This window comes from Spirosoma aerophilum (assembly GCF_054782495.1).
Map to the genome: position 1 here is coordinate 340520 of NZ_BAAGSJ010000017.1, position 24206 is coordinate 364725.

Genomic DNA, 24206 nt, shown 5'->3' on the forward strand with positions numbered 1-24206 from the left:
CAATGTAGACTTTTGCAACAGCCACTAATTTTATGTTACGCGATTATACATAGATTCGAGGTGTCGAATGCTATCTAGACTGCATAATGCGTTATTGGAAATTTATACTCTTAACTACAATTGTTTTACCTGTTATCAGTCAGGCCCAAATTGTAGATCTACCTGGAAAGCACACATCCTATTGGGCATTACGGGGTGGATATTTACGTACCTATCCTTTGATATCAGAACCAACTATTCCTAGTCCGAATCTTTATACTACTTTAGGAATTGGCCCCATCAATAGCTATTATTTAGGAATCGCCTACGCGAAGACATGGAATAAAATTGGCTATGTTATTGAAGGCACTATTCAACGTAGAGGAATGACGGGAGTTGATCTGAGTCAGTTTAGTAAATTTTCCCCTACTAACAGCTACTATTATCTAAATCTAGCGCCGTCGGTTCGTTATAATCTCGTCGAAAAGCTGGCCATTCAGTTAGGTCCTGAAGTTAATGTTCTGCTTGCCAAACAGTCAGCTTTTGCTAATTCTAGATTAGTCGAAATTGGTGCATTTACTCGCCTAAACTACACCATCAGCGATCTGACGTTGCAGCTTGGTGCTAGTCATGGATTTACTCCCTATTCAACCTCTAAGCTTGTCAATAAGGATGTGTTTAACTTACGCAGTACTACTCTACAGGTTGGTATTTCTTATCGGCTAGATCATCTCCGATTGTAACAGAGTTTTTGTTGTATAAGTACAATTATGTTAATTGAATGGTAAAAGTGCAATTAATTATAAAAATAATTTAGCAAAAAGATGTCTATTATGCATCTCGCATAACAAAATCGACGCCGTTCATATGTCATGATAATATTGATATAATAACGCTTACTTTGTTTTTGTCTATGATACTAATGCACTCTTTACCATAGACGCTGAGTAGATGTTCAGCAGCCGTAACGACTAACCACTACTTTTCTTTTAGTATAAAGTTAACCAATTAACGCTACTCAGTATCAACTGAAAAAGCCCACCCGCCTAACGATTTTAACGTTTTCGGGTGGGCTTTTTTGGGAGTAAATGACCTTACGCTTTTAAATTAATCTTACGGCCTGTTTCGGCGGCCTGGTAAATGGCTTGCAGCAGTTTAACGTCGCGCAGGCCTTCGGCACCCGTAACGTGGTCGGGGAGTTGCTTGCCGTCGAGGAGGTCTTTGCACACGCCGTCCATGTGGGCGGCCTGGTGGTTCACAATGGGCATCTCGATGGGGCCTTTGCTCGTGCGCCCTTTCAGCGGACCATAGCCGAAGGCCGGAGACAGCTCAAACCAACCCTTTTCGCAGGAGGCATAGAGCCGTTCGACGCCCGCCGTGTAGCTGGTCGATGAGTTGGCAACGGCACCGCTGGGAAACTGAAACTGCCAGAACATCGTCTCTTCAACCTCCTTAAACTTGTCGGGTTCGGTTTTTGGCGAAAATTGGGCCGTTACCGAAATGGGTTCTTCGCCCGTTACGTAGCGCGCGCCCTGAATGGCGTAAATACCAACGTCCATCAACGGGCCACCGCCTGCAAAGGCTTTCTTCATCCGCCATTGCGTCGGGTCGCCAATCCGGAACCCGTCGCTGCTCTCCACGAACTTAACGGCTCCGAATACTTTCTCCTGTCCCAGTCGCATCACCTCGCGGGTGAATGGCTCGTAGTGGAGACGGTAACCCACAGCCAGCTGCTTGTTCGCCTTTTTGCAGGCGTCGATCATGGCCTGACATTCTTTCGGGTAAATCGCCATCGGCTTCTCACAAATGACGTGCTTACCCGCCTGAGCTGCCCTAATGACGTACTCGGCATGCATGGAGTTCGGCAACACAACATACACCACGTCGATGTCCTTGTTATCGGCAATCCGGTCGAAGTTTTTGTAGTCGTATACGTTCTCCTTGGGGATATTGTATTTCTGCATCCACTCGGTGGCTTTGGCCGGTGTGCCCGTCACGATACCCGCCAGACGGCAGTTTTGGGTCTGTTGCAGAGCCGGTGCCAGCAGGTTTTTGCTGTAATAGCCCAGTCCCACCAGCGCGATCCCCAGTTTACGACCCGGCTGAGCGGATCTGGTGGCATCGAGTTTGGTGACCAGCGAATGAATGCGGTTGTATTCTTCCTGTTGCGAAAGACTTTCGCCAAAGCCAAGGAGTGGTAACGAGAAAGCCGATGCACCTGCACCGAGGTTACGTAAAAAGGTGCGTCGGGAATTAAGGTCGTGATTTTTCATGAGTATCCGTTTAGGGGAGACTCTAAAGCCAGTGAATAGAATAGGCTCTAGCGTGCCTGCAAAAGCAGCGACGCCGGTTTTTCTACCAGCGTCGCTGCTCTGTTATATAGGATTTACTGTAAATATGACTTTTGCAAAAAAACATACTGTATTTACACCAGTCCAATCTGAATATCGGTTACACAATTCGCCTGATTTTCCAGATCAACCACAGCATAGACCTCACGAACGTAGCCATCATTCTGATACCCGTCGCGATAAAGCTGAGCGAAGAGCACCTCGTACACCTGACCAAGATCGCTCCAGGCACCCTGATAGGTATGGCTGGCACAACGAAAGGAGGGAAATGTAGCGTATGTAAACTGCGCAGATGGAAGACCCGGCTGGCTGACGGGTAACACGATCTCCAGCTGAAACTCATTTGTCTCGTTGCCGTTGACACCCGTGTATATCCATTGAATAGGGCCACACACCTCCAGACCAAGCCGAACCGCTTCCTGATGAAGGGCCCGACCCGTGCCGGGAGCGTACTCCGACATGGTTAGCAATGTGGTTCGTGTGGTGAAACAAAGGGCCGTAAACGCCTTCGTTTCCTTGATGATAAGCGCTTGTTCCGGGATGTTTAGTTGTGTTGTCATGATTTGTTGTCCTAAATGAATAACCATGACAAAAATAATGGTGGGTTGTGACAGCCCTATGTCAGTAGGGTTTTGGCGAATTATTGGCCAGTGAAGCTTGTCTTCGCTGCTGAACGGCCAGTAGGGTGATGATAACGCCCAGGGCTATCGGAAAGAGCCCAATAACGCCCAAAGAGCCATCCAGACCGTTGGGTCGCATCAGTAAAACATACGACAGACCCCCGGAGATAACGACACCCAGAAAATAGATCAATTTGCCCGATAAACTAATGCTCGACCCCACACCCGACTGCATGAAGGAATACATGGCCTGTACGACCTGGATGAACGCGTACATCATCGCCCAAAAGCTCAGGGTTGACAGAAATCCATCTGTATCCTGTTTTGCCGTGACGAATAAGGCGATTCCGAAGGCCACGTCAGACAAACTTCGGAGCAGCTCCCAGATATAATTACGATCTCTGCGCACATTATCGAAGGTGTAAACGAGCCCAAGTACCCCCGCTGCCAGCAGAAGACCGGCAACCAGTTGAGCCGACGAGCTGGTGAAGTCATTGGCAAACAGAAAGAGGCAAAGGCCAATGGACATATAGAGGAGGCCTCGAACGATCAATAGCCACCAGTTTTGAGTTGGATTTGAATTTTCCATAACGTTGAGTTAGTTAAATTGAGGGTTAATGAGTTGTATTTTTCGGCCTGTCGGCAAACCTACGGATGGGTATGCGCCGGGCCCGCTTCATTGACTACGTTCAACTGGCGTACTTCGCCGTGCTGCCAGGCGTTGGCTCCGGGCAAAATGGCCGGTGCGAGAATATCGGCCCGGTTTTTCTTGTTCTCCTCCGTCGATACGCCGAATCGTTTATCCCGGTCGGCCACCAGTTTGGGGTCCACCTGGCCGTCTTTGGTAAAGCCCATCATGATCATCGGATGGCCAACTGGCAGGGTTAGTTCGCGGTCGGTATGCCAGGTATGGAACGTTTTGCCGTAGGTAGACACCAGCTTCTCCATCAGTTCATGCTCGGCCACCGCTGGAACGCCGGGCGCTATCAGTTGACCTGATTTTACTTCATGCACATGGCTGTGCCAGAGTTTCTTTTCTTCGGCGGGAAGGGTCCTGAACAGTTTCTCGGAAACGATGTATTCGATGCCCATGATCTTGGCGTTCTCGCCGTTGCCGTCATAAATGACGCACTGGGTCAGGTCTTCATTGATGGCCGAGCAGTAGTGATGCGCTTCCATCTGGCCATCCATGTGGCCGTTATAAAAATGAAAGCCGTCCAGATACATGTTCAGCTTGTTTAGTGGAGCTTTGTTCTGAAGCAAATCGGCTCCTGCTTCCAGCGTTTTTGTTTTAGCCGTTTTTTCTTCGCCGGGCGACTGAACATTCGACGCGGTGTTTTTGCCTCCACAGCTTAGTAAAGTCAGCCATGCTGCCGCTGGAATGATAAACCGGAAAGTGGACAAGTCCATACGCATAGTTGTTGAGCCAGTGTTTATTTATCCAATTACATATGTAGATTAAGTTGTCTAAACGAGTGTTGTACTTCATTGTTTTGCCACCTATAGGTTTGCTAGGTAACTCGTCAGGCCAGCTTGTCGAAGGGGCATGTAAGCAACAAGCCAGCCCTATTCAAGGGCTGGCTCGCTCATACGGTGAAGCCGGGTTTGAAGAACCTGACGTCATAATAAGCCCGTATTCGTATCAAGTACGCAACTTACCCGCAATCCTGACGCCAACGGGAGAGCCATCGGCATAAAAGACTGAATGAGGTGGCTGAGAAAGAAACGGGTGAAAGGCGTCGCCGTATAACCCGGCAATATCGGCGTCGAAAAATGCATCGCGGGTGTCGGCCACTTGCCAGGACACATGCTCCACCTGATACTCATGGGTTGTGCGCTCATTCAGTTTATTGTAGCCCCAATAGTGTTCGAAAATAAAGGTTTCGGCACTGTCCATCGGGCGTAGCGTGTTGCCGACCGTAGCGCCCAGGGCATTCCAGCGGCCTTTGTGCTTCCACTCATAACGAATGGCTGTATCATTGTCACCGGCCGGTTCGATGCGGTGGCGCATCGGCATAGCACTGTACTTTTCGTTATACAAGGTATTGGCGATCACCGTTATGATCGGTCGAGGAACAATCTCGCTAACGAAAACGGTGCCGCGTTTCCAGACCTGCCCGTCGAAATGCCGAACGTAGAATCGGAGATTAACTTCCTCAAAGTTGACGTGCCACGGCCATTTTATGCCCAGCACGCGGGTCTCCAGAAACCGGAAGCCAACCATACTGACCAGCGCTTTGCCTTGCCAAAGATCCAGCTCGGTAGTGGGTGGCAATAGGGGTGTCAGTACATCGGGGCTAACTTCATAATTGAGCATCAGCAGATTTCGCCACTCTGCCGTAAGGAACGTTTGGACTTTCATAGTAAATAGACAACAGTCTGTAAAGGTGGTGGGTTTTGGTCAACAAAAAAGCCGTTCCCTGACAGAAACGGCTTTCTTTCAGACCTATAAGGTTTTAGAAACCTTATAGGTCTAGATAAATAACGCTAGAAAATATACTTGTTCTCGGCAATCATGGCGTCGGCAATCTGGCGACGGGCGTCTTTCAGATTCATCGGTTCAATTTTCGTGAACCGTTTCAGACCCATCAGCATACCGCGTAGCTCATCGCCTTCGGCAAAGGAGGTGATGGCTGCCCGGCCGGCATTGTTCACTTTTTCGACGGCTTCGTGCAGGTAAACCAGTGCCATTTGCTTTTGGAGGGCAACCGATTCTTCACCCTGAATGCCAATGAGCTTCTCAACACGCAGCAAAACGGATTCAGCCACGTAAATCTCAATAGCCATATCGGCCACGTTCATCAGAATTTCCTGCTCGCTGGAGAGGTTCATCATGAACTTCTGAACCGCGGCACCCGCTACCATGAGGGCGGCTTTCTTGAGGTTCCGAACAACTTTCTTCTCGGCAATAAATACGCCCTCTTCCTCGTCGGAATTGAAGTCGGGGATCGACATGATCTCTTTGGCAACGGCCATCGCTGGCCCCATCAGGTCGAGTTCGCCCTTCATCGCCCGCTTCAGCAGCATGTCTACCACGAGCATTCGGTTGATTTCGTTGGTGCCTTCGAAAATCCGGTTGATACGGGCATCACGGTACGAGCGGTCCATGGGCGCATCGGCGGAGTAGCCCATGCCGCCATAGACCTGAACACCTTCATCGACCACGTAATCCAGTACCTCGGAGCCGTGTACTTTCATAATGGCGCACTCGATCGAGAACTGCTCCAGCGCTTTCAATTTAGCCGAAGCATCGTCCAGCCCCTGGCTTTTCAAATCTTCAATCAGGTCGTCGATATTCTGGCCAGCCCGGTACGACGCTGTTTCCGACGCATACACTTTCAGCGCCATTTCGGCCAGTTTGTGCTTAATGGCGCCAAACTGCGAGATGGCCGTTTTGAACTGCTTCCGTTCGTTGGAATACCGGATGGCATTGTTGATGACCTCTTTCGAGCCGCCAATGGCCGCAATACCCAGCTTGATCCGCCCAATGTTCAGGATGTTTACGGCGATTTTAAAGCCGTTTTCCCGCGAAGACAACAGGTTTTCAACGGGTACTTTACAGTCGTTGAAAAAAATCTGACGGGTGTCGGAGCCTTTGATACCCATTTTGTGCTCCGGCTCATTCATGGTAATGCCTTCGTAGCCACGCTCCACAATGAATGCCGACAGGTTTTTGTCCGCATCGATCTTGGCAAAGACGATGTACACATCGGCGAATCCACCGTTGGTGATCCACATCTTCTGGCCATTCAGCACATAGTATTGACCATCTTCGGTCAGGGTTGCTTTCGTCTTACCGGAGTTGGCGTCAGAGCCGGAATCTGGTTCGGTGAGGCAGTAAGCTGCTTTCCACTCGCCGGATGCCAGTTTTGGCAGGTATTTCGATTTCTGGTCTTCGTTGCCGTAATACACGATTGGCAGGGTACCGATACCCGTGTGTGCAGACAAGGCCACCGAAAATGAGTGACCGGCGCCGGTTACTTCGGCAACCAGCATGGAGGTGTTAAAGTTGGTGCCAAAACCGCCGTATTGCTCAGGTACCGATGTACCCAGAATGCCCAGTTCACCAGCTTTATCCATTAACGAGGAGATCAACTCGGGTGATTTGGCGTTATCAATTTCATTCAGACGCGGCCAGATCTCCCGCTCCAGGAACTCGCGGCAAGTAGCCGCAATCATCTGCTGCTCTTCAGTAAATTCTTCAGGGATAAAAACCTGTGCTGCCTGCGTTTCTTTGATCAGAAATTCGCCCCCTTTCAGAGAAGCTTTTGGTTCTGTCGCAATCATGTTGAAAAAGGTTTATTATGCTTGCATACTAATTCGTAAACAAATAAAATCATTTCAAAATTAGTATGCAAGCATACTAATAATTTTTTTAGCGATGAGGAGGGCATTTGATGGAGGCCAGCAGCAGATAATGGATGGAGAGCTGAGCAGTCACATAAAAATCATTGCCGACCGCCCCTCGCCGTACATCGTTTGGAACGTTGATAAGCGTAGTTAGCAGAGACGTTCTATCGTCGCCGGTCCGGGCGGCCGTGTTCTCGAAGCGACGATCAGATAAAAGTTTTGACTGCGGGTTGGGCAAATCCTTCGGGTTCGGATACATCCCGCCTACATCGTCGAGGTAATCGGTAAACGTGTAGCGAACGTTAACTTCAGCCGCCAGATTCAGCCGTTCGGCCAGTCGCCAGCGGAGGCCTGCTCCGGCGGGTATGGCCAGTGTAATGAGCGGGTAAGGCTTGCTGTAGCCGGGTTGCCCCTGCCCTTCGGTGCCCAGCGGTTGCAGGGAGACCCAGCCAGATGTTTCCCGCTCTGCGACATTGGTGGGCAAAAGCGCCTTCGGATTATGGGCAATTACGGCCACGCCCAGTGTGAGGTAGGGTGTAAGTGCCGGGCGCTTGTTGGCATGTATGGTTTCTGGTTTAAACTGATACACACCACTTACGGCGAGTTCCTTCACATCATTACGAAAGTGCAGGTTGCGCTGAAACTGGATGGGATGCAGGTTTGGGTCGGCTTCATTATATGTATAATCATCACCGATCAATCGCATCCATGTGAAGGAGGCTCGTGCGGCAAAATACGGGCTTAGATGATGTGTGAAGCTCACTCCGGCATTCCAGCGGGGTAGTGGGTAAATGCTTTGCGCTAGTTGACTGGGAGGGGCCAGCTCGCCCAGATAGAGGGCAGCACCACCGCCAATACCTATTTCAGAGTACGGAATAGGGCGTTTGGAAGAACGTTTCTGGGCATAAGTTCCAGACAGGAATAAGCATACAAATAGGCATGTGAATAGTAGTCCTTTCATGAATATACAGTGGGTAAGTAGCCAAATTTAATCAAATATAACCTTATGTGCGTTGGCATACGTAAATCACCGTTATCATGGGTTTGGTTGATACAAAAAAGCCGAATGCCAAACTGAAAAATCAGTTTGGCATTCGGCTTTCAAACTCACCAGTTGCTATTCAACTCGTGATTAATTCTTATTGACTGTCTGGTTTTCGGGCATAGCGGATACATAACCGGCAGTTAACTACTTTCACCAGTTCCCCGATCACTAATGCACTTATACTTAATTTAACGTGAATAACGGCTGTATCTAGGTTAAATCAAATCCTTTTGCACGCCTAATGCAATAATTTTTAACCACAGAGACGGTCCGCCGTTGCGGCACAAAGCGCACAGAGGTTTATTAGGGCACTTTCTTTCCCCATTACCTCTGTGCGCTTTGTGCCGCAACGGCGGACCGTCTCTGTGGTTAAAAAAGATCTACTGACTCTATGTATAAGCTAAATTTTGATCGAGCCAACCCATTATTCACGTTAATTTAACCGCTCAAAAATTCCGGCTACACCCTGCCCGCCACCAACGCAGGCCGATACCATACCGTATTTCTGATCGCGACGGCGCATTTCGTTCAATAACTGTACCGATAGTCGGGCGCCAGTCGAGCCAAGTGCGTGACCTAGCGCAATGGCACCGCCGTTCGGGTTGATCTTGCCGGGGTCCAGACCCAGCTCCTGAATAACCGCCAGCGCCTGAGCGGCAAAGGCCTCATTCAGTTCGATCAAGTCGATATCGTCTTGCTGTAAACCCGCTTTTTTAAGTGCGATGGGGATAGCTGCTACAGGTCCGATCCCCATAATTCGAGGCTCGACACCGGCCGTTGCATACGAAACCATCCGGGCTATTGGTTTTACGTTCAACTCATTGACCAATCGCTCGGACATAACCACCACAAAAGCGGCTCCGTCGGATGTTTGGGACGAGTTACCAGCCGTGACCGACCCACCCGCTGCGAAAACGGGTCTTAGCTTCGCCAGACCTTCGGCACTGGTGTCTTTGCGGGGGCCTTCGTCCTGGGCAACGGTCCACTCACGGGTTTTCTTCTTATTCGTCTCGGCATCGAAATACGTTTCGCTTACCTTGATGGGTACGATCTCGTCGCTGAATTTTCCGTCTTTCTGAGCGGCCAGTGCCTTCTGGTGGGAGGCATAAGCGAACTCATCCTGCGCGTCGCGGCTGATGTTAAACTGTTGGGCAACCTGTTCGGCCGTTAGCCCCATACCAATATAATAATCGGGGTGTGCTTTGGCAATTTCGTAGTTGAGAGCCGTTTTCCAGCCCATTACCGGTACCATTGACATGGATTCGGTTCCTCCGGCAACGATACAATCGGCCAGACCGGCATGTATTTTCGCGGAGGCAATAGCAATGGCTTCCAGACCTGAGCCGCAGTAGCGGTTAATGGTCATGCCGGGAACACTATTTGGCAATGATAACAGGGCAATATACCGGGCAATCTGCATACCCTGCTCCGCTTCGGGAACAGCGTTTCCAACGATCAGATCTTCTACACGGGCTGGGTCGAGGTTGGGTACCTGACTCAACAAATGCTTGATAACTTCAGCCGCCATATCATCAGGGCGGGTAAAACGGAGTCCTCCGCGAGGGGCTTTCCCCACGGCGGTGCGGTATCCGGCTACAATGTATGCGTCCATAAAATGCGATGTTGATTTACTGGTTCAGCAGGCAACTCAAAGCAATAACTATTTTTTTGGGCGGAAAATTACAATCTACCTGTAAATTATTATGCAAGCATACTATTTTCTTTTGACTTGTGCAACTACTGAGCACATGCCTGTTTCCATTCATTCTCTTTCTGTTGAAAAGAAAAAAGCCGCTTCGTGAAGCGGCTTTAAAAGGAGGAAAGTCAGCAATAAACCAAACCTGGCAGGACTGCCTACACGGTTAAAAGTGGCGATCACCGGCTTCGCGTTTGCCGAGCATAACAGCGCCCACCATAGCGACAAGAAACAAGACCGAAGCCAGCTCAAACGGTAAGATGTAGTCACTGTAAAGCAGTTGTCCGAGGTTTTCAACAAGACCCGTTTTAGCACTGAACGTAGCTTGAGTAACCGTAGGTACCTGAGCGCTTTTGGCCCGGAAAATAGTAATCAGCATGATCATCAGCATACCACCGACAATCACTGAAGCCATTTTGGTCAGGTTCGTTTTCGATTCTTCGTCCTCCTTGCGCAGGTTCAGGAACATGATCGTAAACAAAAACAGAACCATGATGGCACCTGCATAAACGATGATGTTCACCGCTGCCAGAAACTGCGCATTAAGCAGGATATAGTGCCCAGACAGGCAGAAGAACGTGGCGATAAGCGCTAATACGCTATAAATTGGATTGCGGGCCGTAACAACGCCAATAGCACTAAACAGCGTCAGTACCGTTAACCCTAAAAACAGGTAGCCGGTACCCGTCAACGATTTGAAAAAGGTTATGAATTCAGTCATGATTCGGTCAAATGGAGAACGATGGGGAACGTAAGGCCAGGTCCTAGGTAGCTGCTCTGGTCAGGCTTGGTTCGGTTGGCGTAGCCTGGACTTCGGAGTTAGCGATACGGATATAACGGTCATCCATTTTTTCGACAAGTTTATCCTTTCCGTAAATGACATCGTCCCGCTCCATAAATACCGGTACCATACGATCGTGACGAAGGTAAACGGCCTGTTTAGGGCAAGCCTCCTCGCATAGACCGCAGAATATGCAGCGCAGCATATTGATCTCGTAAACAGCCGCATATTTCTCTTCACGATACAGGCTTTCTTCGCCTTTCTTGCGTTCGGCAGCGACCATAGAAATGGCTTCGGCCGGACAGGCAACCGCACACAGACCGCAGGCTGTGCAACGCTCGCGCCCCTGCTCATCCCGTTTCAGAATGTGATGTCCGCGATAGATGGGCCCAAGGTATTTTTTTACCTCCGGGTATTGGATCGTCGGCTTTTTTCGGAAAAAGTGGCTGATTGTGATGGCCAGACCCCCAACAATGGCGGGCAGGTACATCTTCTCCGCCAGCGTCATTTCCTTATTGCTGACTTGTTTAGATCGATTCGTTAGTTGCATCCTTTTCGGTATTCGGTTTATGGTAATCTGTAGTCAGGGTGCAAGGTCGGCCTTGCTGCGGAATATCGTACCCTGACTACTGTAAACCAGTTAACTTAAACGGTTCCCTGCGGAATTACGGCTCCTTTTGGCGCCCGTGATGATGATACCAGGACCATACCCACCATGACGATAACAATCAGCCAGGTAGAATATTTGAAGTCATACAGCAAACCAGCACCCGTCAACACGACATTCAGGATCGACAGGGGGATGAGTGTCTTCCAGCCCAGGTTCATCAATTGGTCGTAGCGGAAACGCGGCAGCGTCCAGCGAACCCACATAAAGAAGAAGATGAAGAAGAAGATCTTGCCGAAGAATACGACAAAACCAATGGCTGTGGCTATGTTATGTCCGGTAATGACACCCATCGAATTTTCGAGCGCGCTACCTACTTCGTTCATGAACGGGTAATGGAATCCACCGAAATAGAGCGATGAAATGAAGGCCGATGACACAAACATGTTAATGTATTCGGCAAACAGATAAAAGCCCAGCTTCATGGAGCTGTATTCCGTGTGATAGCCGCCCACAAGCTCTGTTTCGCACTCCGGTAAATCGAAGGGTGTACGGTTACACTCGGCAAATGAACAGGTCAGAAAGATAATGAATCCAATAGGCTGGGTGAAGATGTTCCACTCAAAGAACGTCGCCTGCTGATCGACAATGGCCCGCACGGACAGGGAGCCGGTCATCATCAAAATAGCGATCATCGAAAGACCCAGCGCAATTTCATAACTGATATTTTGCGAAGCAGCCCGGATAGCGCCCAATAGCGAGAACTTGTTGTTAGAGGCCCAGCCACCGACCATCACACCATACACGCCCAGCGAAACAACCCCGAATATGTACAGTACGCCGATGTTGATCTCGATGCCCTGCACAGGAATGGAGTAGTTGTCAAACCGGATGCTGTCGCCAAATGGAATCACGGCACTCGACATCAGGGCTGTTAACATGGCTAAACAGGGACCCAGAATAAACAGCCATTTGCTGGCCTGCGACGGAATAAAGTCTTCTTTGAAGAACATCTTGCCCGCATCGGCAATGGGCTGTAAAAGTCCCCACGGACCCGCCCGGTTCGGTCCCAGGCGATCCTGTAAAAAGGCCGCTACTTTCCGCTCTGCGTAAGTAGAGTAAGTCGCAATCAGAAGGGTTATCCCAAAAATCACCAGGATAATGATTCCTTTTACGAGTAATACGGTTAAATCCATGTCTAAAAATTTTGCTTCTCTATGTTCGGCAGGCTTTCGAAAATCGCCTAAGGGTTAACCCGCCAAAACTATAAACTGAATTCCTATAATTGATCAGGGTTCGGGTTCAAGCGCCGAGGGTAATACCTTCGCGAACCGTTCGGCAGGCAACTGCTGAATGCCCAGTTGCGACGTATCACGCTTGTCGTCGATAGGCTTGTAGTCTGCAGCTGCCAACCGTTCGCCAAAGCTGGGTTTGATCGTATCGGCCCGATACTTGTTGGCCGAGATGACCGAACTCCGCGATACTTTGGTTGGCCCTTCAATCGTCCAGTCGCTGGTTTTCTTGGTCTCGAAGCGGCAGGTGTTGCAAATGAACTCCGTTACCTCGCTCCATTCGTTCTTGCGGGCGGTTACCCGAATCACTTCGTCGCCCCGATACCACAGGGTTACATTGCCCGAGCACGTGGGGCAATCGCGGTGAGCATCAACGGGCTTGGTAAACCATACGCGGTTTTTAAACCGGTAAGTTTTGTCTGTCAACGCGCCAACCGGACAAACATCAATTACATTGCCCGAGAAATCGTTGTCGATTGCTTTCTCGATATACGTGCTGATTTCGGAGGCATCGCCCCGATTCATGACTCCATGCACACGCTTGTTCGTGATCTGGTCGGCCGTATACACACAACGGTAACACAGAATACACCGGGTCATGTGCAGTTGGATATTCGGGCCGATATCACGTTTTTCGAAAGTCCGTCGATCTTCTTCGTAGCGGGTTGTTGCTTTACCATGATCGAAGGCAAAGTTCTGGAGGTCGCACTCGCCGGCCTGGTCACAAACCGGACAATCGAGCGGGTGATTCAGTAACAGAAATTCAACGACACCATTGCGGGCATCAATAACCTGCGGACTGGTTTCGTTTTCAACGATCATGCCATCCTGAACGGCCGTCAGACACGACGCAACCAGTTTGGGCATGGGCCGTGGATCTTTGGCCGATCCGGCAGCCACCCGTACCAGACACGCCCGGCATTTGCCACCACTACCTTTCAGGGGCTGGTAGTAGCACATGGCAGGAGGAGCTACTGCCGGACCAATTTTGCGAGCGGCCTGCAAGATGGTTGTTCCCGGCTCCACTTCAACTTCAATTCCGTCAATAGTGACTTTTAATAGTTGCGGCTTTACGTCTTCCATATTGTGTACTGCGGCTGTAAAGCCGCAAATCATCCTTTTCTAAACGGCTTTTGGCCGGGTTACTATTATACCAATGCCATCTCACCCCGATAAACGGCGCCCGGTTGCGTGGCTTCGGTTGGGTGGTCAATATGCCACTGAAACTCATCCCGGAAGTGACGAATGGCGCTGGCAACGGGCCAGGCCGCAGCATCGCCAAGCGGGCAAATCGTGTTTCCTTCAATTTTCTTCGCCACGTCGACCAGCAAGTCGATATCCTGCTGATGGCCATGACCGTATTCAATGCGGTGAAGCACTTTCTCCATCCAGCCTGTTCCTTCGCGGCAGGGGCTACACTGACCACAAGACTCATGGTGGTAGAAACGCGAGAAATTCCAGGTATTGCGAACAATACAGGATGTTTCGTCAAACACAATGAAACCGCCCGAACCCAGCATGGTGCCGGTTGCAAAGCCGCCATCCGACAGTGACTCATAGCTCATCAGGCGTTTCTCGCCATTAGCCAGGGTCAGGGCCAGATTGGCCGGTAAAATGGGGACAGATGAACCACCCGCTACGAGTGCTTTAAATTTATGCCCCGGCCGGATACCACCGCACCATTCATCGGCATAAATAAAATCTTCTACCGGAACGCCCAGTTCTATCTCATACACACCCGGCTTATTGATATGACCCGATGCTGAGATCAGTTTGGTACCCGTACTGCGGCCAATGCCGACACCCGCATAGGCATCGCCACCGTTGTTAACAATCCAGGCCGTAGTGGCAATGGATTCTACGTTGTTAACTACCGTTGGGCACTGGTATAGTCCTTTTACAGCCGGGAAGGGGGGCTTGTTCCGGGGGTTTCCCCGTTTCCCTTCCAGCGATTCCAGTAAAGCGGTTTCTTCTCCGCAGATATAGGCACCACCGCCGGGCTGCACGACAAGTTCGAGATCATAACCGCTGCCCAGAATATTTTTACCTAAAAAACCTTTGGCTGTAGCTTCGGCAATGGCTTTTTCGAGGATATGGATCACGTACATCAACTCACCCCGTACATAGATGAATGACTTGTTGGCACCCAGCGCGAACGATGAGATAATCATTCCCTCAATCAACAAGTGAGGGATGTTCTTCATCAGGTAATGGTCTTTAAATGTACCCGGCTCCGACTCATCGGCGTTGCAGACGAGGTAGCGGGGAACGCCTTCCGGCTTGGCCAGAAAGCTCCATTTCATACCCATTGGAAATCCGGCACCGCCCCGGCCCCGAACACCCGCTTTTTTAACTTCTTCAACAATGGCCTCGGGCGTCATTGTCTTTATCGCCTTTTCTACGGCCGTGTAGCCGCCCTGCTTCCGGTAAACATCGAACGTTTCAATGCCCGGAACGTTGATATGCTCAGTTAATATTTTGGTAGCCATGTGTGCGATTATTTCGACAGTTCGTCAATGATCTCATCCACGCGTTCGTTGGTGAGGTGCATGTAATATTTCTCCCGAATCTGAAACACGGGGCCCATGCCACAAGCCGCCAGACACTCCACTTCTTTCAGCGTGAACTGACCGTCGACCGTTGTCTGACCCGTATCAATACCGAGCCGCTGCTTCAGGTGAGCATATACGTCTTCGCCCCCCATCAGGCAGCAAGGACCGGTTCGGCAGTATTCGATCACGTGCTTCCCAACCGGGTTGAGGTGGTACATGGTGTAGAATGACGCTACCTCATATACTTCGATCGGTTGAATGTCGAGCATTCGGGCTACGTAGTCCATACCTTCAGGACTGGTCCAGCCTTCCTGCTCCTGCAATAAATGCAACAAGGGTAACAAAGCCGACTTCTGTTTGCCTTCCGGATAGCGGGCAATAATTTCCTGTGCTTTCGTGAGCCGCTCAGGGGTAAATGTTACAGTATTGTTCGTTTCGGTCGTCATAGTTGATGGCAGGTTTACGCGTCCAGTTCGCCGGCAATAACGTTCATGCTACTCATGATAACGATGGCGTCGGAGAGGGTCAGCCCCTTACACATTTCTGGATAAGCCTGGTAATAAATGAAACATGGCCGACGGAAGTGGAGTCGATAAGGCGTCCGGCCACCATCGCTGATCAGGTAAAAGCCTAATTCGCCATTACCACCTTCTACCGCATGGTAAACCTCACCAACCGGGGCTTCGATCTCACCCATCACAATCTTGAAGTGATAAATGAGCGCTTCCATATTTTTATACACTTCCTTTTTGGGAGGCAGATAATACTGGGGAGCATCGGCAAAATAAGAACCCTCGGGCAGGTTGTCGATTGCCTGCTGGATAATGCGCAGGCTCTGCTTCATTTCCTCGTTTCGAACCATGAAACGGTCATAGGTATCGCCACTCTGACCAATAGGAACGTCGAATTCAAAATCCTGATACGATGAATACGGGTTCATGACGCGCACGTCGTAATCAACACCCGCAGCCCGCAGATTCGGGCCGGTGAAGCCGTAGCTCAGTGCCCGCTCCGCCGAAATACCCCCTACGTTTACAACGCGGTCCATAAAGATCCGGTTGCGGTTGAACAGGTTTTCGAACTCGTTCAACACTTTCGGAAAACGAACCAGGAGTTCTTTGATTTTACGAATAGCCGTAGGGGAGAGGTCACGCTCCATACCACCAATGCGACCCATGTTGGTTGTAAGACGGGCTCCGCAGACCTCTTCGTAGATGTCATAGATGTTTTCCCGCTCCTGGTAGATATACAGGAAGCCTGTAAAAGCACCCGTATCGACACCCAGAATACCGTTGCAAATGAGGTGATCGGCTATACGGGCCAGCTCCATCATGATCACCCGGATATACTGCGCCCGCTTAGGCACCTCAACACCCAGCAGTTTTTCTACTGTCATATGCCAGCCCATGTTGTTTATGGGCGACGAGCAGTAGTTCATGCGGTCGGTGAGGGTCGTAATCTGGTAAAACGGCCGACGTTCGGCAATTTTTTCGAATGCCCGGTGAATGTAGCCAATGGTCTGCTCGCCCGACACGATTTTTTCGCCATCCATTTGCAGGATGTTCTGAAAGATGCCGTGGGTAGCCGGGTGAGTAGGGCCGAGGTTAAGGGTCGTCAGTTCGTTTACATACTGAATCGGACCCTGTTCGGCGGGTAAGTTTTTATTCGCTATATCGAGTTCTTCAGAAACCATAGTTAAAAAGCGAAGGAGCGAAAGAGAGGAAGATTGGCAAACAGGAGGGTAACTCTGCCCGTTAACTCATTCGCTCTTTCACAAGTGTTTATCGTCCAAACAATGCGTCAATCTTATCTTCCCGGGTTGCATCTTCAAGCGGATACTCCTTGCGCATCGGGTGGTAATCCATTTCCTCCATGTTCAGTATCCGGCGCAGGTCGGGATGACCATCGAAAATGATACCGAAGAGATCGAAGGTTTCGCGCTCCATCCAGTTGGCACCGGCATACAGCGGAATCAAGGTCGGAATGTGTAGGTCTTCCGTTGTGAGATAGACCTTAACCCGTATCCGGAAATTATTCGGCAAACTATGCAGGTGATAAACGACACAGAACTCTTTCCCTGAGGAATCCGGATAGTGGATGGCCGTAACATCGGTCAAAAAGCCAATATTGAGGGTTGGATGCTCTTTCAGAAACTTGATGAGCGGGAAAATCTGATCCCGGCTGGTCGAGCACGTCAGTAAATCATACGGATCGTCGAAGTCCGTAACGGTTTCGCCAAACTGGTTAATTATGATCTGCGCAACTTCTTCGTTGGTCAGCATTGTCAGGGAGTGAATGAGTTAGCCGGAGCGCCGGGCCGTAACAAACAGGTGAATGAAAGGCTGCCTTTCATTCACCCGCTTGTCTGCTGTTATTGAATACTATATGAGTTCAGCAAGTGCTGATATTCTTCGGTGTTGCGACGACGCAGCGACTCGTTTTTAGCCAGTTCCTGTAGTTGCATAACGCCATCGAGAATCTGTTCGGGACGGGGTGGGCAGCCGGGAACGTACACATCAACGGGAATGATACGATCAATACCCTGCAAAACGCTGTATGTATCGAAAATACCACCACTCGAAGCGCAGGCACCAATGGCGATGACCCAGCGTGGCTCGGCCATTTGCAGATACACCTGCTTCACGATCGGCCCCATTTTTTTTGCAATGGTACCGGCAACAAGCAGCATATCGGCCTGACGCGGAGAGAAGCTGGGCCGCTCGGACCCGAAACGTGCCAGGTCGTAGTGTGAAGCCATGGTCGACATGAACTCGATGCCGCAGCAGGATGTAGCAAAGGGTAAAGGCCAGAGCGAATTTGCCCGGGCCAAACCGATAATTTTATCGAATGACGTGGCCGAGAAACCCGGGCCATCATAACTTGCGGGGCCTTCAGCCAGCTTAATATCTGTTGCCATAATAATACGGTCCGCCGTTGCGGTTGTAATTGCTTACTGTAACAACGAATAAATATGTTCGAAAATTCATTTAAAAGCTTATTCCCACTTCAGCACTCCCTTTCGGATAACGTAGTAGAAACCAGCCAGAAGTAGACCCATAAACAGAACCATTTCAATAAATCCTGTCATGCCTAATCCTTTAAAATTAACGGCCCAGGGATACAGAAAGATTACCTCCACATCGAATAGAACGAATAGAATAGCAATCAAAAAGTATTTGATGGAGATTGGCGTCCGTGCGTCACCCTGAACCGGAATCCCACATTCAAACGGATCGTCCTTTTTCTGGCTGTTGCGTTTGGGACCAATGTTATGGGTAACGATCATCGTTGTCACGATGAAACCAAGTGCCAAACCCAATTGTATCAGTACCGGCAAATAATCGGCCGGGAGGTAAGTTGCGTTCATATAAGTAGAGTTGATTGGATTCGGCGCAAAGGTAAGTATAAAACCAATAAGCCCATTTACTTACGCACGCGCGTTCTGCCCACTATCTTTCAAAGATACGTGACAACTGTTGTTTTATCAACCTGCTCACGTGGCTTACCGGTGTAAAACAGCCGAAGCCCCTTTTGCGGAAAGGGGCTTCGGTCAACAAGTCAGATCAAGCGGTCTATCGGTTGATAATCACACGTCGGGATATATCGAATCCCGCTGACCGGACGCGGATTAAGTAAACACCCTGAGCCAGTCCTGAAACGTCGATGGCCTTCCGTTCATTGAGCGAAGGTACCTTCGTGGTAAAGAGCTGTTGCCCGGTCAGGGTAAACAAGCTGATGTCAGCGTTCTGTAAGTCTTCAATGGTTTCAATCGTGACGATACCCGAGGCCGATGGGTTGGGGTAAATGCTCAAACCACCATTCGATCGGTCAAATGTAAACGCTTTGGGGACGCTGAAATCTGAATAGCAGGTCAGGCTCGTTCCATTGGCAAGCGGATAGGTTGTTTTTGTCCGTGCCGAATAGTTGGCCGAAACAATTACTTTCACAACCGCGCTATTTTGGGGAATGACCTCGGCTGATCCACGGCGCCAGTCGAATAAATCCGGTTGACCACCTGTTGGCGTTGGTAAAACCGCCTGTAGGCTATAGGCACCAATCTGTTCAACACTAGGTACCGGAACTTTGGGGCGAACTGTCAGATTGATGGTGGCCGATTGAGTCGACACACAACCGTATGCATTCACTGCCTGTAATGTATAGGTTCCTGCTTTATTCAGTGTAATGGTCTTGCCAAGTGTACTGGTTGTACTTAAGCTCCAAACGCCGGTGCTGTTGGCCGATGTGTTGGCAATCAGGGCCAGGCTGGAATCGGCACAGACTTGCTGCTGGCTATCGATTACCCGGCCCGGCTGGCTGGCCAGTGAGGCTGTTGGCGCTGCGGGTAGAATCGGGCTTTGTACCTCAAGAGCGGGCGACAGGAATGTGTTTCCAAAACCGTCCTTCAACGTGGCTCGGTAAATACCCGGCTGGGTGATGGATATACTTTGTGTGGCCTGTCCCGAACTCCAGTTATAAGATTTATACAGATTAGGCAAACTAACGGCCAGGCTGTTGCTGGCGGGTGAACAGGCTACACTAATGCTTGGCTGTGGCAGTGGTGGCAGTGGTCGTGAGCTGGAAAAGAACACCGGATTCAAACTATTAAACCAGGCTTGTCCCAGATCATTAAGCCCTTTGTCGCCCGGATTATTGGTTGCACGATTGCCAAAGTGAACCTGATCAAAACGTGGAATCATCAGGTTGTCTAGGAATGGGCCGGCAAAAACGTTGTTGTTGTAGGTGTTTATGACGTCGTTCTGAGCCTGAATGACATCTTCGCTGGTGGAGCCATTGAAATAAGACGATCGCGCCAGTACCCAGGCTGGATACCTATCGGTATCAGATCTGGTTTTGTTGACGAGAAACTGCATATTGTCGGCGTAATCTTTTCTGGTTGAGTGCAGCGGGAAGTTATCATACTCCCCCTGTTGCCACAACACGGCCCGTAATCCCTGAAGTGAACAGTAGTAATGTAAGGCCGTTATCAGATTCCCGTAAGGCATTCCCTTCGGGAAGTTCTCATCGGGTGTTCCAAGGGCAAATATATTTTTGGTGGTCAGGCCGAGTGAGCTTTCCCGCCAGTTTTGAATACTGGTTCCTTCCCAGGCCGTATTAATGAACAGAACCGGCACATTATACTGCTTAACGATCAAATCGCCCAGGTAACCCCAGCACCACGCACTCTGTCCCCGGGGACCAATGAGCGAAGTGGCGGTCAATTGCTGGAAAGAAGGTGCTGGTGGATCGCCCAGCGAATTGGCTTTCGTATTGTCGAATGTAACGCAGTTTACCCGGTCATCGGTAGCGCCAACAGCACCAAAGTTTTGAAAGCCCTGTGCGTTTGACTGACCGGTAATGATAAATACTTCACCGATACCAACCTTACGAACGACATCGGAGCTGGCTACTTTCCCGCCAACAAAAGCCTGCACTTCCAGTCGGTACCAGCCACCCCGTCCTCGTAAAGCACCCTGAAAGATGCCTCCTTTGGGGTTACGCTGAATTGTAACCCAGTTGGTACTCGTGCCTTGACCGTTTTCTTCAATTTGCAGACGAGCCTGAACGCTATCAACTGGCTGGTAGAGGCTCCCTGATAAATAAATTGTACTGGTATTGTCATTTTCGCGCTGGAAAATGGCCCGTCTTTCGGGATAGGTAATTTTTAAAACCTGACTCGTATTCTGAGCTAATACCCGTGTACCTGCGGCTATCAGACTAAATATGAACAAGCTTACTAGAAAATAATGTTTCTTCATCTTTTGTTTTTCAATAACCTCTTGTATACGCTACTGCCATAGATCGTTAATAGCCTCATGCCGCGGCAAAAGCTAACTCGTTCTTCATTTTGACCGGAGGAATAAAAAGACAGAATGCTTTCCCGATAAAGTGCAAAAATAAAGCTAATTTCTATGATTAAACGGCCATTATGTAATTAATATTACAATCCAATCAGAATTCGTTTGGAAACATCGAAATCTGCAGACTGAACCCGTATAATGTAAAAACCCGAGGGCAGACCGGTCAGAACAAGTTGTTTGCGTTCATCAAATGCGGGAACTGACGAGGTCAGGGCTGTTTGCCCACCCAGTGTGTAAACTGTTATGACAGCGTTGGTCAGGTTGGCCTGTGTTTCCAGCGTTATTATTTTGTCTGGATTTGGGTTTGGGTAGATACTTAGCCCTTTATTACTTAAGTCGACGGTAAATGTGAGCGGAGCCGATGGCAAAGAAAAACACGTTAACGTTGGGGAATAAATGATTGAGGCACGGGCGGTGTAGACGCCCGGCTGGCTGGCTTTAATGATCGACGTTTGCGCGGCCAGTGAATCGGTGCCTAAACGCCAGCGAAATACAGTACCGTTGGTAGAACTTACTGCCTGAAGCGTATAAGTACCAATGAGGTTTATGGTGGGAGCTGGGGGAAGAGGCCTTAGTTCAACGGTTACTGTACCTGCCTGTGCTGATACACATCCGTTAACATCGCGGACCCTAGCGGTATAGGTACCTGCCGCCCCCGTTGTGATGCGCTGGGTTGAATCGCCTGTGCTCCAGAATACGGTGTAAGGCCCGTCAACACGCAGGGTAGCCCGGTCGCCCTGGCAGATAACCGCAGAAGGATTGGCCAGTATTGTGGGCGTTGCCGGTAACGGATTGACCTTCACCGTTATTACTGGTGAATAAGGTGACAGACAGCCATTGCCGTCCTTAGCCTGAACCGCATAATTACCTGACGTGGTCACAACAATACTTTTGTCCTCCTGCCCACTCGACCAGACAACGTTTATTGGGCTCGTTGCATTGAGCGTTACCCGATTGCCATCACAAAATGTGGTGGTTCCACTGGCCGTAATGGAAGGCACTGGTGGTAATGGGTTTACGATAATGCTGACAACATCAGACGGCACTGAGGAGCAGCCATACTGATTGCTAACCCGTACGGCAAAATTCCCCGATTGATTAAGCGTAATACTTTGGCTGGTTTGACCGCTGGTCCACTGGTACGCGACATCCTGAGGAGCCGTTAGGGTAATGTTTCGGTCTGCGCAGAAGGTGGTGGGCCCACTGGCCGAAATGACGGGTTTGGCCGGAACGGGATTCGCCGTCACAACGATTACATTGGATTGAGCCGAGGTACACCCGTTTTGATCCGTTACCGTTACAAAATAAGACCCCGAATTACCCACGCTAATCACTTTACTTTTCTGACCATCGCTCCAGTTATACTGAATATTGTCTGCGCTGGCACGCAGGAGTGTATTATCACCCTGACAAAACGTAGTTGCTTTGTCATTAAATATAATGGGTGTGCTGGGCAGAGGGTTGACCGTAACATTTAGCGCACTTGATGCAAACTCACAACCGCTTATATCCCGATAACGGACGAAATAAGCACCTGCTGACGTTGTGGAAAATGTCCTTGAAGTCGATACGGTAGCATTAGTTTGCTGATTGATCCAGCTTATGTTATCGTAGTTGGTTGTTAAAGCCAGGCTGCTTCCAATGCAGACCGAAGGGGGGCGATTATCAACGACAACCGCAACTGGCGCATCCGAAACACGCACCTGACCGGTGTAGAAGGTATTTCCTAAGCCATCTTTCACTTTAGCTCTGTAAATACCAGCTCCTTTAGTGATCGAGTTGCCCGATTCGCCTGATTCCCACTGCACGGAGGCAAATGTTCCATTGACACTTATGCTTAGGTTATTATTGCCCGCGCAGGCAACGGAAAGTGTGGGAGCAGGCGTGCCGCTTATAGGGGTTGCATTCTGAAAAAATGAATCGTTCAGGCTGTTTCCCCAGGCATTGGCGACTTCGATAAGGCCATCGAAGTCAAAATGCACACCATTAAAATCGAAAAGGGGCGCTCGTTGTCGTGGCACCTGAATAAAATCAGTGGCTGGCCCGGCAAATACGTTGGCGGTAGAGCTGATCGTAAGATTCTGAGCGGCAATGATAGCGGGATCGCTTCCGCCAATAAAATCGCCGTAACTGGCACGGGCAACTACCCAGGGCATGTTTTGATTCATGTCGCGCCGGGCCTGAGCAATCACAAACTGCAAATCGCTGACATACTGATCTCTTTCGGTATTAAGTAGGTTATCGGCTTCGCCCTGTTGCCAGAGAACAGCTCGGAGGCCAAGCGTTTTAGCGTAAAACTGTAAAGCAAGCTTTAGGTTAATGTAGGGCTGACGGGCCGAATAAGCTCCGCCAATTCCGTAAGCAACGCCACCTTCCGGAGCACTGTCGCGCCAGTTACGGATGAATGTACCCGTAAATGCAGCGTTGAAAAACATGATGGGAACATTTAAACGCTTAACCAGAATGTCGCCCAATTGGCCCCAACACCAGCTTCCAACCCCTCTTGGCGCTATGGTAAAGTCGTTTGAATTATCGAGTTGTGTGAATACCGGAACGGGTGGATCATTTGGAAATCCATTATCTGGGTAACGGTAATTTACGCAATTGACCCGATCATTTAATGGATTTGGTGCAGACTGGTGTATACCCTGCGCATTCGATTGACCCGCTATGATAAATACCTCGCCAATACCAACGCGCTCGATCGTCGTTACATTGCCAACTTGTTGATCTCCATTCATGCCCCGGACGTCGAGATTGTACCAACCTCCTGATCCGGTAAGATCTCCGGCAAACACGCCACCTGCCGGACTGGTCTGGATAGTTCGCCAGTCGGTTGAAGAACCCTGCCCGTCGCGAGCCTGCAAGCGTGCTTCGACTCGGGTTATCGATGCCGTGTAGTAACCTGTTACACGGAATGTGGCCTGGTTCGCATTATTACGCTGAAGAACCGCCCGGCTAGTTGGGAACGAAACCTGAATCTGAGCTACTGCTAAAAACGGAAGCAATAAAATTAAGGCCGTACCCAGTGTTACGGAGAAGTGTTTCATAGTCAATAATGGAGCAATTAGCCAA

Annotated in this window: 21 protein-coding genes; 1 reads left to right on the forward strand and 20 read right to left on the reverse strand. The window is 49.8% G+C overall.

From position 1 onward, the window contains the following. Window positions 1–86 precede the first annotated feature (86 nt). Window positions 87–722 (forward strand): hypothetical protein, encoded by a 636-nt coding sequence (locus tag ACYVK4_RS23885; protein ID WP_461130084.1) that lies wholly within the window; start codon window positions 87–89, stop codon window positions 720–722. 351 nt (window positions 723–1073) lie between these two features. On the opposite strand, the gene ACYVK4_RS23890 is transcribed toward ACYVK4_RS23885, so the two are convergent. The 20 genes from ACYVK4_RS23890 to ACYVK4_RS23985 form a co-directional block, all read right to left on the reverse strand. Beyond that, a complete protein-coding gene (locus ACYVK4_RS23890; RefSeq protein WP_461130085.1) occupies window positions 1074–2252 on the reverse strand; it encodes a Gfo/Idh/MocA family protein in 1179 nt (392 codons plus the stop codon). 152 nt (window positions 2253–2404) lie between these two features. Further along, complete coding sequence (locus ACYVK4_RS23895; RefSeq protein WP_461130086.1) at window positions 2405–2890, reverse strand: GyrI-like domain-containing protein; 486 nt, start codon at window positions 2888–2890, stop codon at window positions 2405–2407. 61 nt (window positions 2891–2951) lie between these two features. Then, window positions 2952–3539: a DUF308 domain-containing protein gene (locus tag ACYVK4_RS23900; protein WP_461130087.1), complete on the reverse strand. Its 588-nt coding sequence runs from the start codon at window positions 3537–3539 to the stop codon at window positions 2952–2954. 59 nt (window positions 3540–3598) lie between these two features. Further along, window positions 3599–4360, reverse strand: coding sequence for an OBAP family protein (locus tag ACYVK4_RS23905; RefSeq protein WP_461130088.1), 762 nt, complete (start codon window positions 4358–4360; stop codon window positions 3599–3601). Window positions 4361–4592: 232 nt separating this feature from the next. Further along, window positions 4593–5312 (reverse strand): YqjF family protein, encoded by a 720-nt coding sequence (locus ACYVK4_RS23910; protein WP_461130089.1) that lies wholly within the window; start codon window positions 5310–5312, stop codon window positions 4593–4595. Window positions 5313–5437: 125 nt separating this feature from the next. Beyond that, window positions 5438–7237 carry an acyl-CoA dehydrogenase family protein gene (locus tag ACYVK4_RS23915; RefSeq protein WP_461130090.1) on the reverse strand — a complete coding sequence of 600 codons (1800 nt, stop codon included), beginning with the start codon at window positions 7235–7237 and terminating at the stop codon, window positions 5438–5440. Between the two features lie 88 nt (window positions 7238–7325). After that, window positions 7326–8261, reverse strand: a complete 936-nt coding sequence (locus tag ACYVK4_RS23920; RefSeq protein WP_461130091.1) for a DUF6089 family protein — start codon at window positions 8259–8261, stop codon at window positions 7326–7328. 517 nt (window positions 8262–8778) lie between these two features. Next, a complete protein-coding gene (locus ACYVK4_RS23925; RefSeq protein ID WP_461130092.1) occupies window positions 8779–9957 on the reverse strand; it encodes an acetyl-CoA C-acyltransferase in 1179 nt (392 codons plus the stop codon). A gap of 250 nt (window positions 9958–10207) precedes the next feature. Then, the gene (locus ACYVK4_RS23930) at window positions 10208–10762 is read right to left on the reverse strand and encodes an NADH-quinone oxidoreductase subunit J family protein (RefSeq protein WP_461130093.1); all 555 of its coding nucleotides are present in this window, start codon (window positions 10760–10762) and stop codon (window positions 10208–10210) included. A gap of 43 nt (window positions 10763–10805) precedes the next feature. Further along, window positions 10806–11372 carry a NuoI/complex I 23 kDa subunit family protein gene (locus tag ACYVK4_RS23935; protein ID WP_461130094.1) on the reverse strand — a complete coding sequence of 189 codons (567 nt, stop codon included), beginning with the start codon at window positions 11370–11372 and terminating at the stop codon, window positions 10806–10808. Window positions 11373–11467: 95 nt separating this feature from the next. Beyond that, window positions 11468–12625 carry an NADH-quinone oxidoreductase subunit NuoH gene (nuoH, locus tag ACYVK4_RS23940; protein ID WP_461130095.1) on the reverse strand — a complete coding sequence of 386 codons (1158 nt, stop codon included), beginning with the start codon at window positions 12623–12625 and terminating at the stop codon, window positions 11468–11470. Between the two features lie 93 nt (window positions 12626–12718). Further along, a complete protein-coding gene (locus tag ACYVK4_RS23945; RefSeq protein WP_461130096.1) occupies window positions 12719–13804 on the reverse strand; it encodes an NADH-quinone oxidoreductase subunit G in 1086 nt (361 codons plus the stop codon). A gap of 65 nt (window positions 13805–13869) precedes the next feature. Further along, complete coding sequence (gene nuoF / locus ACYVK4_RS23950) at window positions 13870–15210, reverse strand: NADH-quinone oxidoreductase subunit NuoF (protein WP_461130097.1); 1341 nt, start codon at window positions 15208–15210, stop codon at window positions 13870–13872. An 8-nt stretch (window positions 15211–15218) separates the two neighbouring features. Further along, a complete protein-coding gene (locus ACYVK4_RS23955; RefSeq protein WP_012929578.1) occupies window positions 15219–15719 on the reverse strand; it encodes an NADH-quinone oxidoreductase subunit NuoE family protein in 501 nt (166 codons plus the stop codon). A gap of 14 nt (window positions 15720–15733) precedes the next feature. After that, window positions 15734–16966: an NADH-quinone oxidoreductase subunit D gene (locus tag ACYVK4_RS23960; RefSeq protein ID WP_461130098.1), complete on the reverse strand. Its 1233-nt coding sequence runs from the start codon at window positions 16964–16966 to the stop codon at window positions 15734–15736. A gap of 88 nt (window positions 16967–17054) precedes the next feature. Next, a complete protein-coding gene (locus ACYVK4_RS23965; protein ID WP_461130099.1) occupies window positions 17055–17555 on the reverse strand; it encodes an NADH-quinone oxidoreductase subunit C in 501 nt (166 codons plus the stop codon). An 89-nt stretch (window positions 17556–17644) separates the two neighbouring features. Beyond that, window positions 17645–18190 (reverse strand): NADH-quinone oxidoreductase subunit B, encoded by a 546-nt coding sequence (locus ACYVK4_RS23970; protein ID WP_461130100.1) that lies wholly within the window; start codon window positions 18188–18190, stop codon window positions 17645–17647. Between the two features lie 78 nt (window positions 18191–18268). Continuing rightward, complete coding sequence (locus ACYVK4_RS23975; RefSeq protein ID WP_461130101.1) at window positions 18269–18640, reverse strand: NADH-quinone oxidoreductase subunit A; 372 nt, start codon at window positions 18638–18640, stop codon at window positions 18269–18271. A gap of 205 nt (window positions 18641–18845) precedes the next feature. Continuing rightward, on the reverse strand, window positions 18846–21029 hold the full coding sequence (locus ACYVK4_RS23980; RefSeq protein ID WP_461130102.1) for a T9SS type A sorting domain-containing protein: 2184 nt from the start codon (window positions 21027–21029) through the stop codon (window positions 18846–18848). Window positions 21030–21211: 182 nt separating this feature from the next. Further along, window positions 21212–24181, reverse strand: coding sequence for a sialate O-acetylesterase (locus ACYVK4_RS23985; RefSeq protein WP_461130103.1), 2970 nt, complete (start codon window positions 24179–24181; stop codon window positions 21212–21214). Between the last annotated feature and the right edge of the window lie 25 nt (window positions 24182–24206).

Coding starts and splice junctions, on each gene's coding strand:
- ACYVK4_RS23970 (WP_461130100.1), bottom strand. CDS start 18,190: ATGGCAACAGATATTAAGCTGGCTGAAGGCCCCGCAAGTTATGATGGC.
- ACYVK4_RS23915 (WP_461130090.1), bottom strand. CDS start 7,237: ATGATTGCGACAGAACCAAAAGCTTCTCTGAAAGGGGGCGAATTTCTG.
- nuoF (WP_461130097.1), bottom strand. CDS start 15,210: ATGGCTACCAAAATATTAACTGAGCATATCAACGTTCCGGGCATTGAA.
- ACYVK4_RS23960 (WP_461130098.1), bottom strand. CDS start 16,966: ATGGTTTCTGAAGAACTCGATATAGCGAATAAAAACTTACCCGCCGAA.
- ACYVK4_RS23885 (WP_461130084.1), top strand. CDS start 87: ATGCGTTATTGGAAATTTATACTCTTAACTACAATTGTTTTACCTGTT.
- ACYVK4_RS23980 (WP_461130102.1), bottom strand. CDS start 21,029: ATGAAGAAACATTATTTTCTAGTAAGCTTGTTCATATTTAGTCTGATA.
- nuoH (WP_461130095.1), bottom strand. CDS start 12,625: ATGGATTTAACCGTATTACTCGTAAAAGGAATCATTATCCTGGTGATT.
- ACYVK4_RS23955 (WP_012929578.1), bottom strand. CDS start 15,719: ATGACGACCGAAACGAACAATACTGTAACATTTACCCCTGAGCGGCTC.
- ACYVK4_RS23920 (WP_461130091.1), bottom strand. CDS start 8,261: ATGAAAGGACTACTATTCACATGCCTATTTGTATGCTTATTCCTGTCT.
- ACYVK4_RS23895 (WP_461130086.1), bottom strand. CDS start 2,890: ATGACAACACAACTAAACATCCCGGAACAAGCGCTTATCATCAAGGAA.
- ACYVK4_RS23935 (WP_461130094.1), bottom strand. CDS start 11,372: ATGCAACTAACGAATCGATCTAAACAAGTCAGCAATAAGGAAATGACG.
- ACYVK4_RS23930 (WP_461130093.1), bottom strand. CDS start 10,762: ATGACTGAATTCATAACCTTTTTCAAATCGTTGACGGGTACCGGCTAC.
- ACYVK4_RS23985 (WP_461130103.1), bottom strand. CDS start 24,181: ATGAAACACTTCTCCGTAACACTGGGTACGGCCTTAATTTTATTGCTT.
- ACYVK4_RS23900 (WP_461130087.1), bottom strand. CDS start 3,539: ATGGAAAATTCAAATCCAACTCAAAACTGGTGGCTATTGATCGTTCGA.
- ACYVK4_RS23905 (WP_461130088.1), bottom strand. CDS start 4,360: ATGGACTTGTCCACTTTCCGGTTTATCATTCCAGCGGCAGCATGGCTG.
- ACYVK4_RS23925 (WP_461130092.1), bottom strand. CDS start 9,957: ATGGACGCATACATTGTAGCCGGATACCGCACCGCCGTGGGGAAAGCC.
- ACYVK4_RS23945 (WP_461130096.1), bottom strand. CDS start 13,804: ATGGAAGACGTAAAGCCGCAACTATTAAAAGTCACTATTGACGGAATT.
- ACYVK4_RS23965 (WP_461130099.1), bottom strand. CDS start 17,555: ATGCTGACCAACGAAGAAGTTGCGCAGATCATAATTAACCAGTTTGGC.
- ACYVK4_RS23910 (WP_461130089.1), bottom strand. CDS start 5,312: ATGAAAGTCCAAACGTTCCTTACGGCAGAGTGGCGAAATCTGCTGATG.
- ACYVK4_RS23890 (WP_461130085.1), bottom strand. CDS start 2,252: ATGAAAAATCACGACCTTAATTCCCGACGCACCTTTTTACGTAACCTC.
- ACYVK4_RS23975 (WP_461130101.1), bottom strand. CDS start 18,640: ATGAACGCAACTTACCTCCCGGCCGATTATTTGCCGGTACTGATACAA.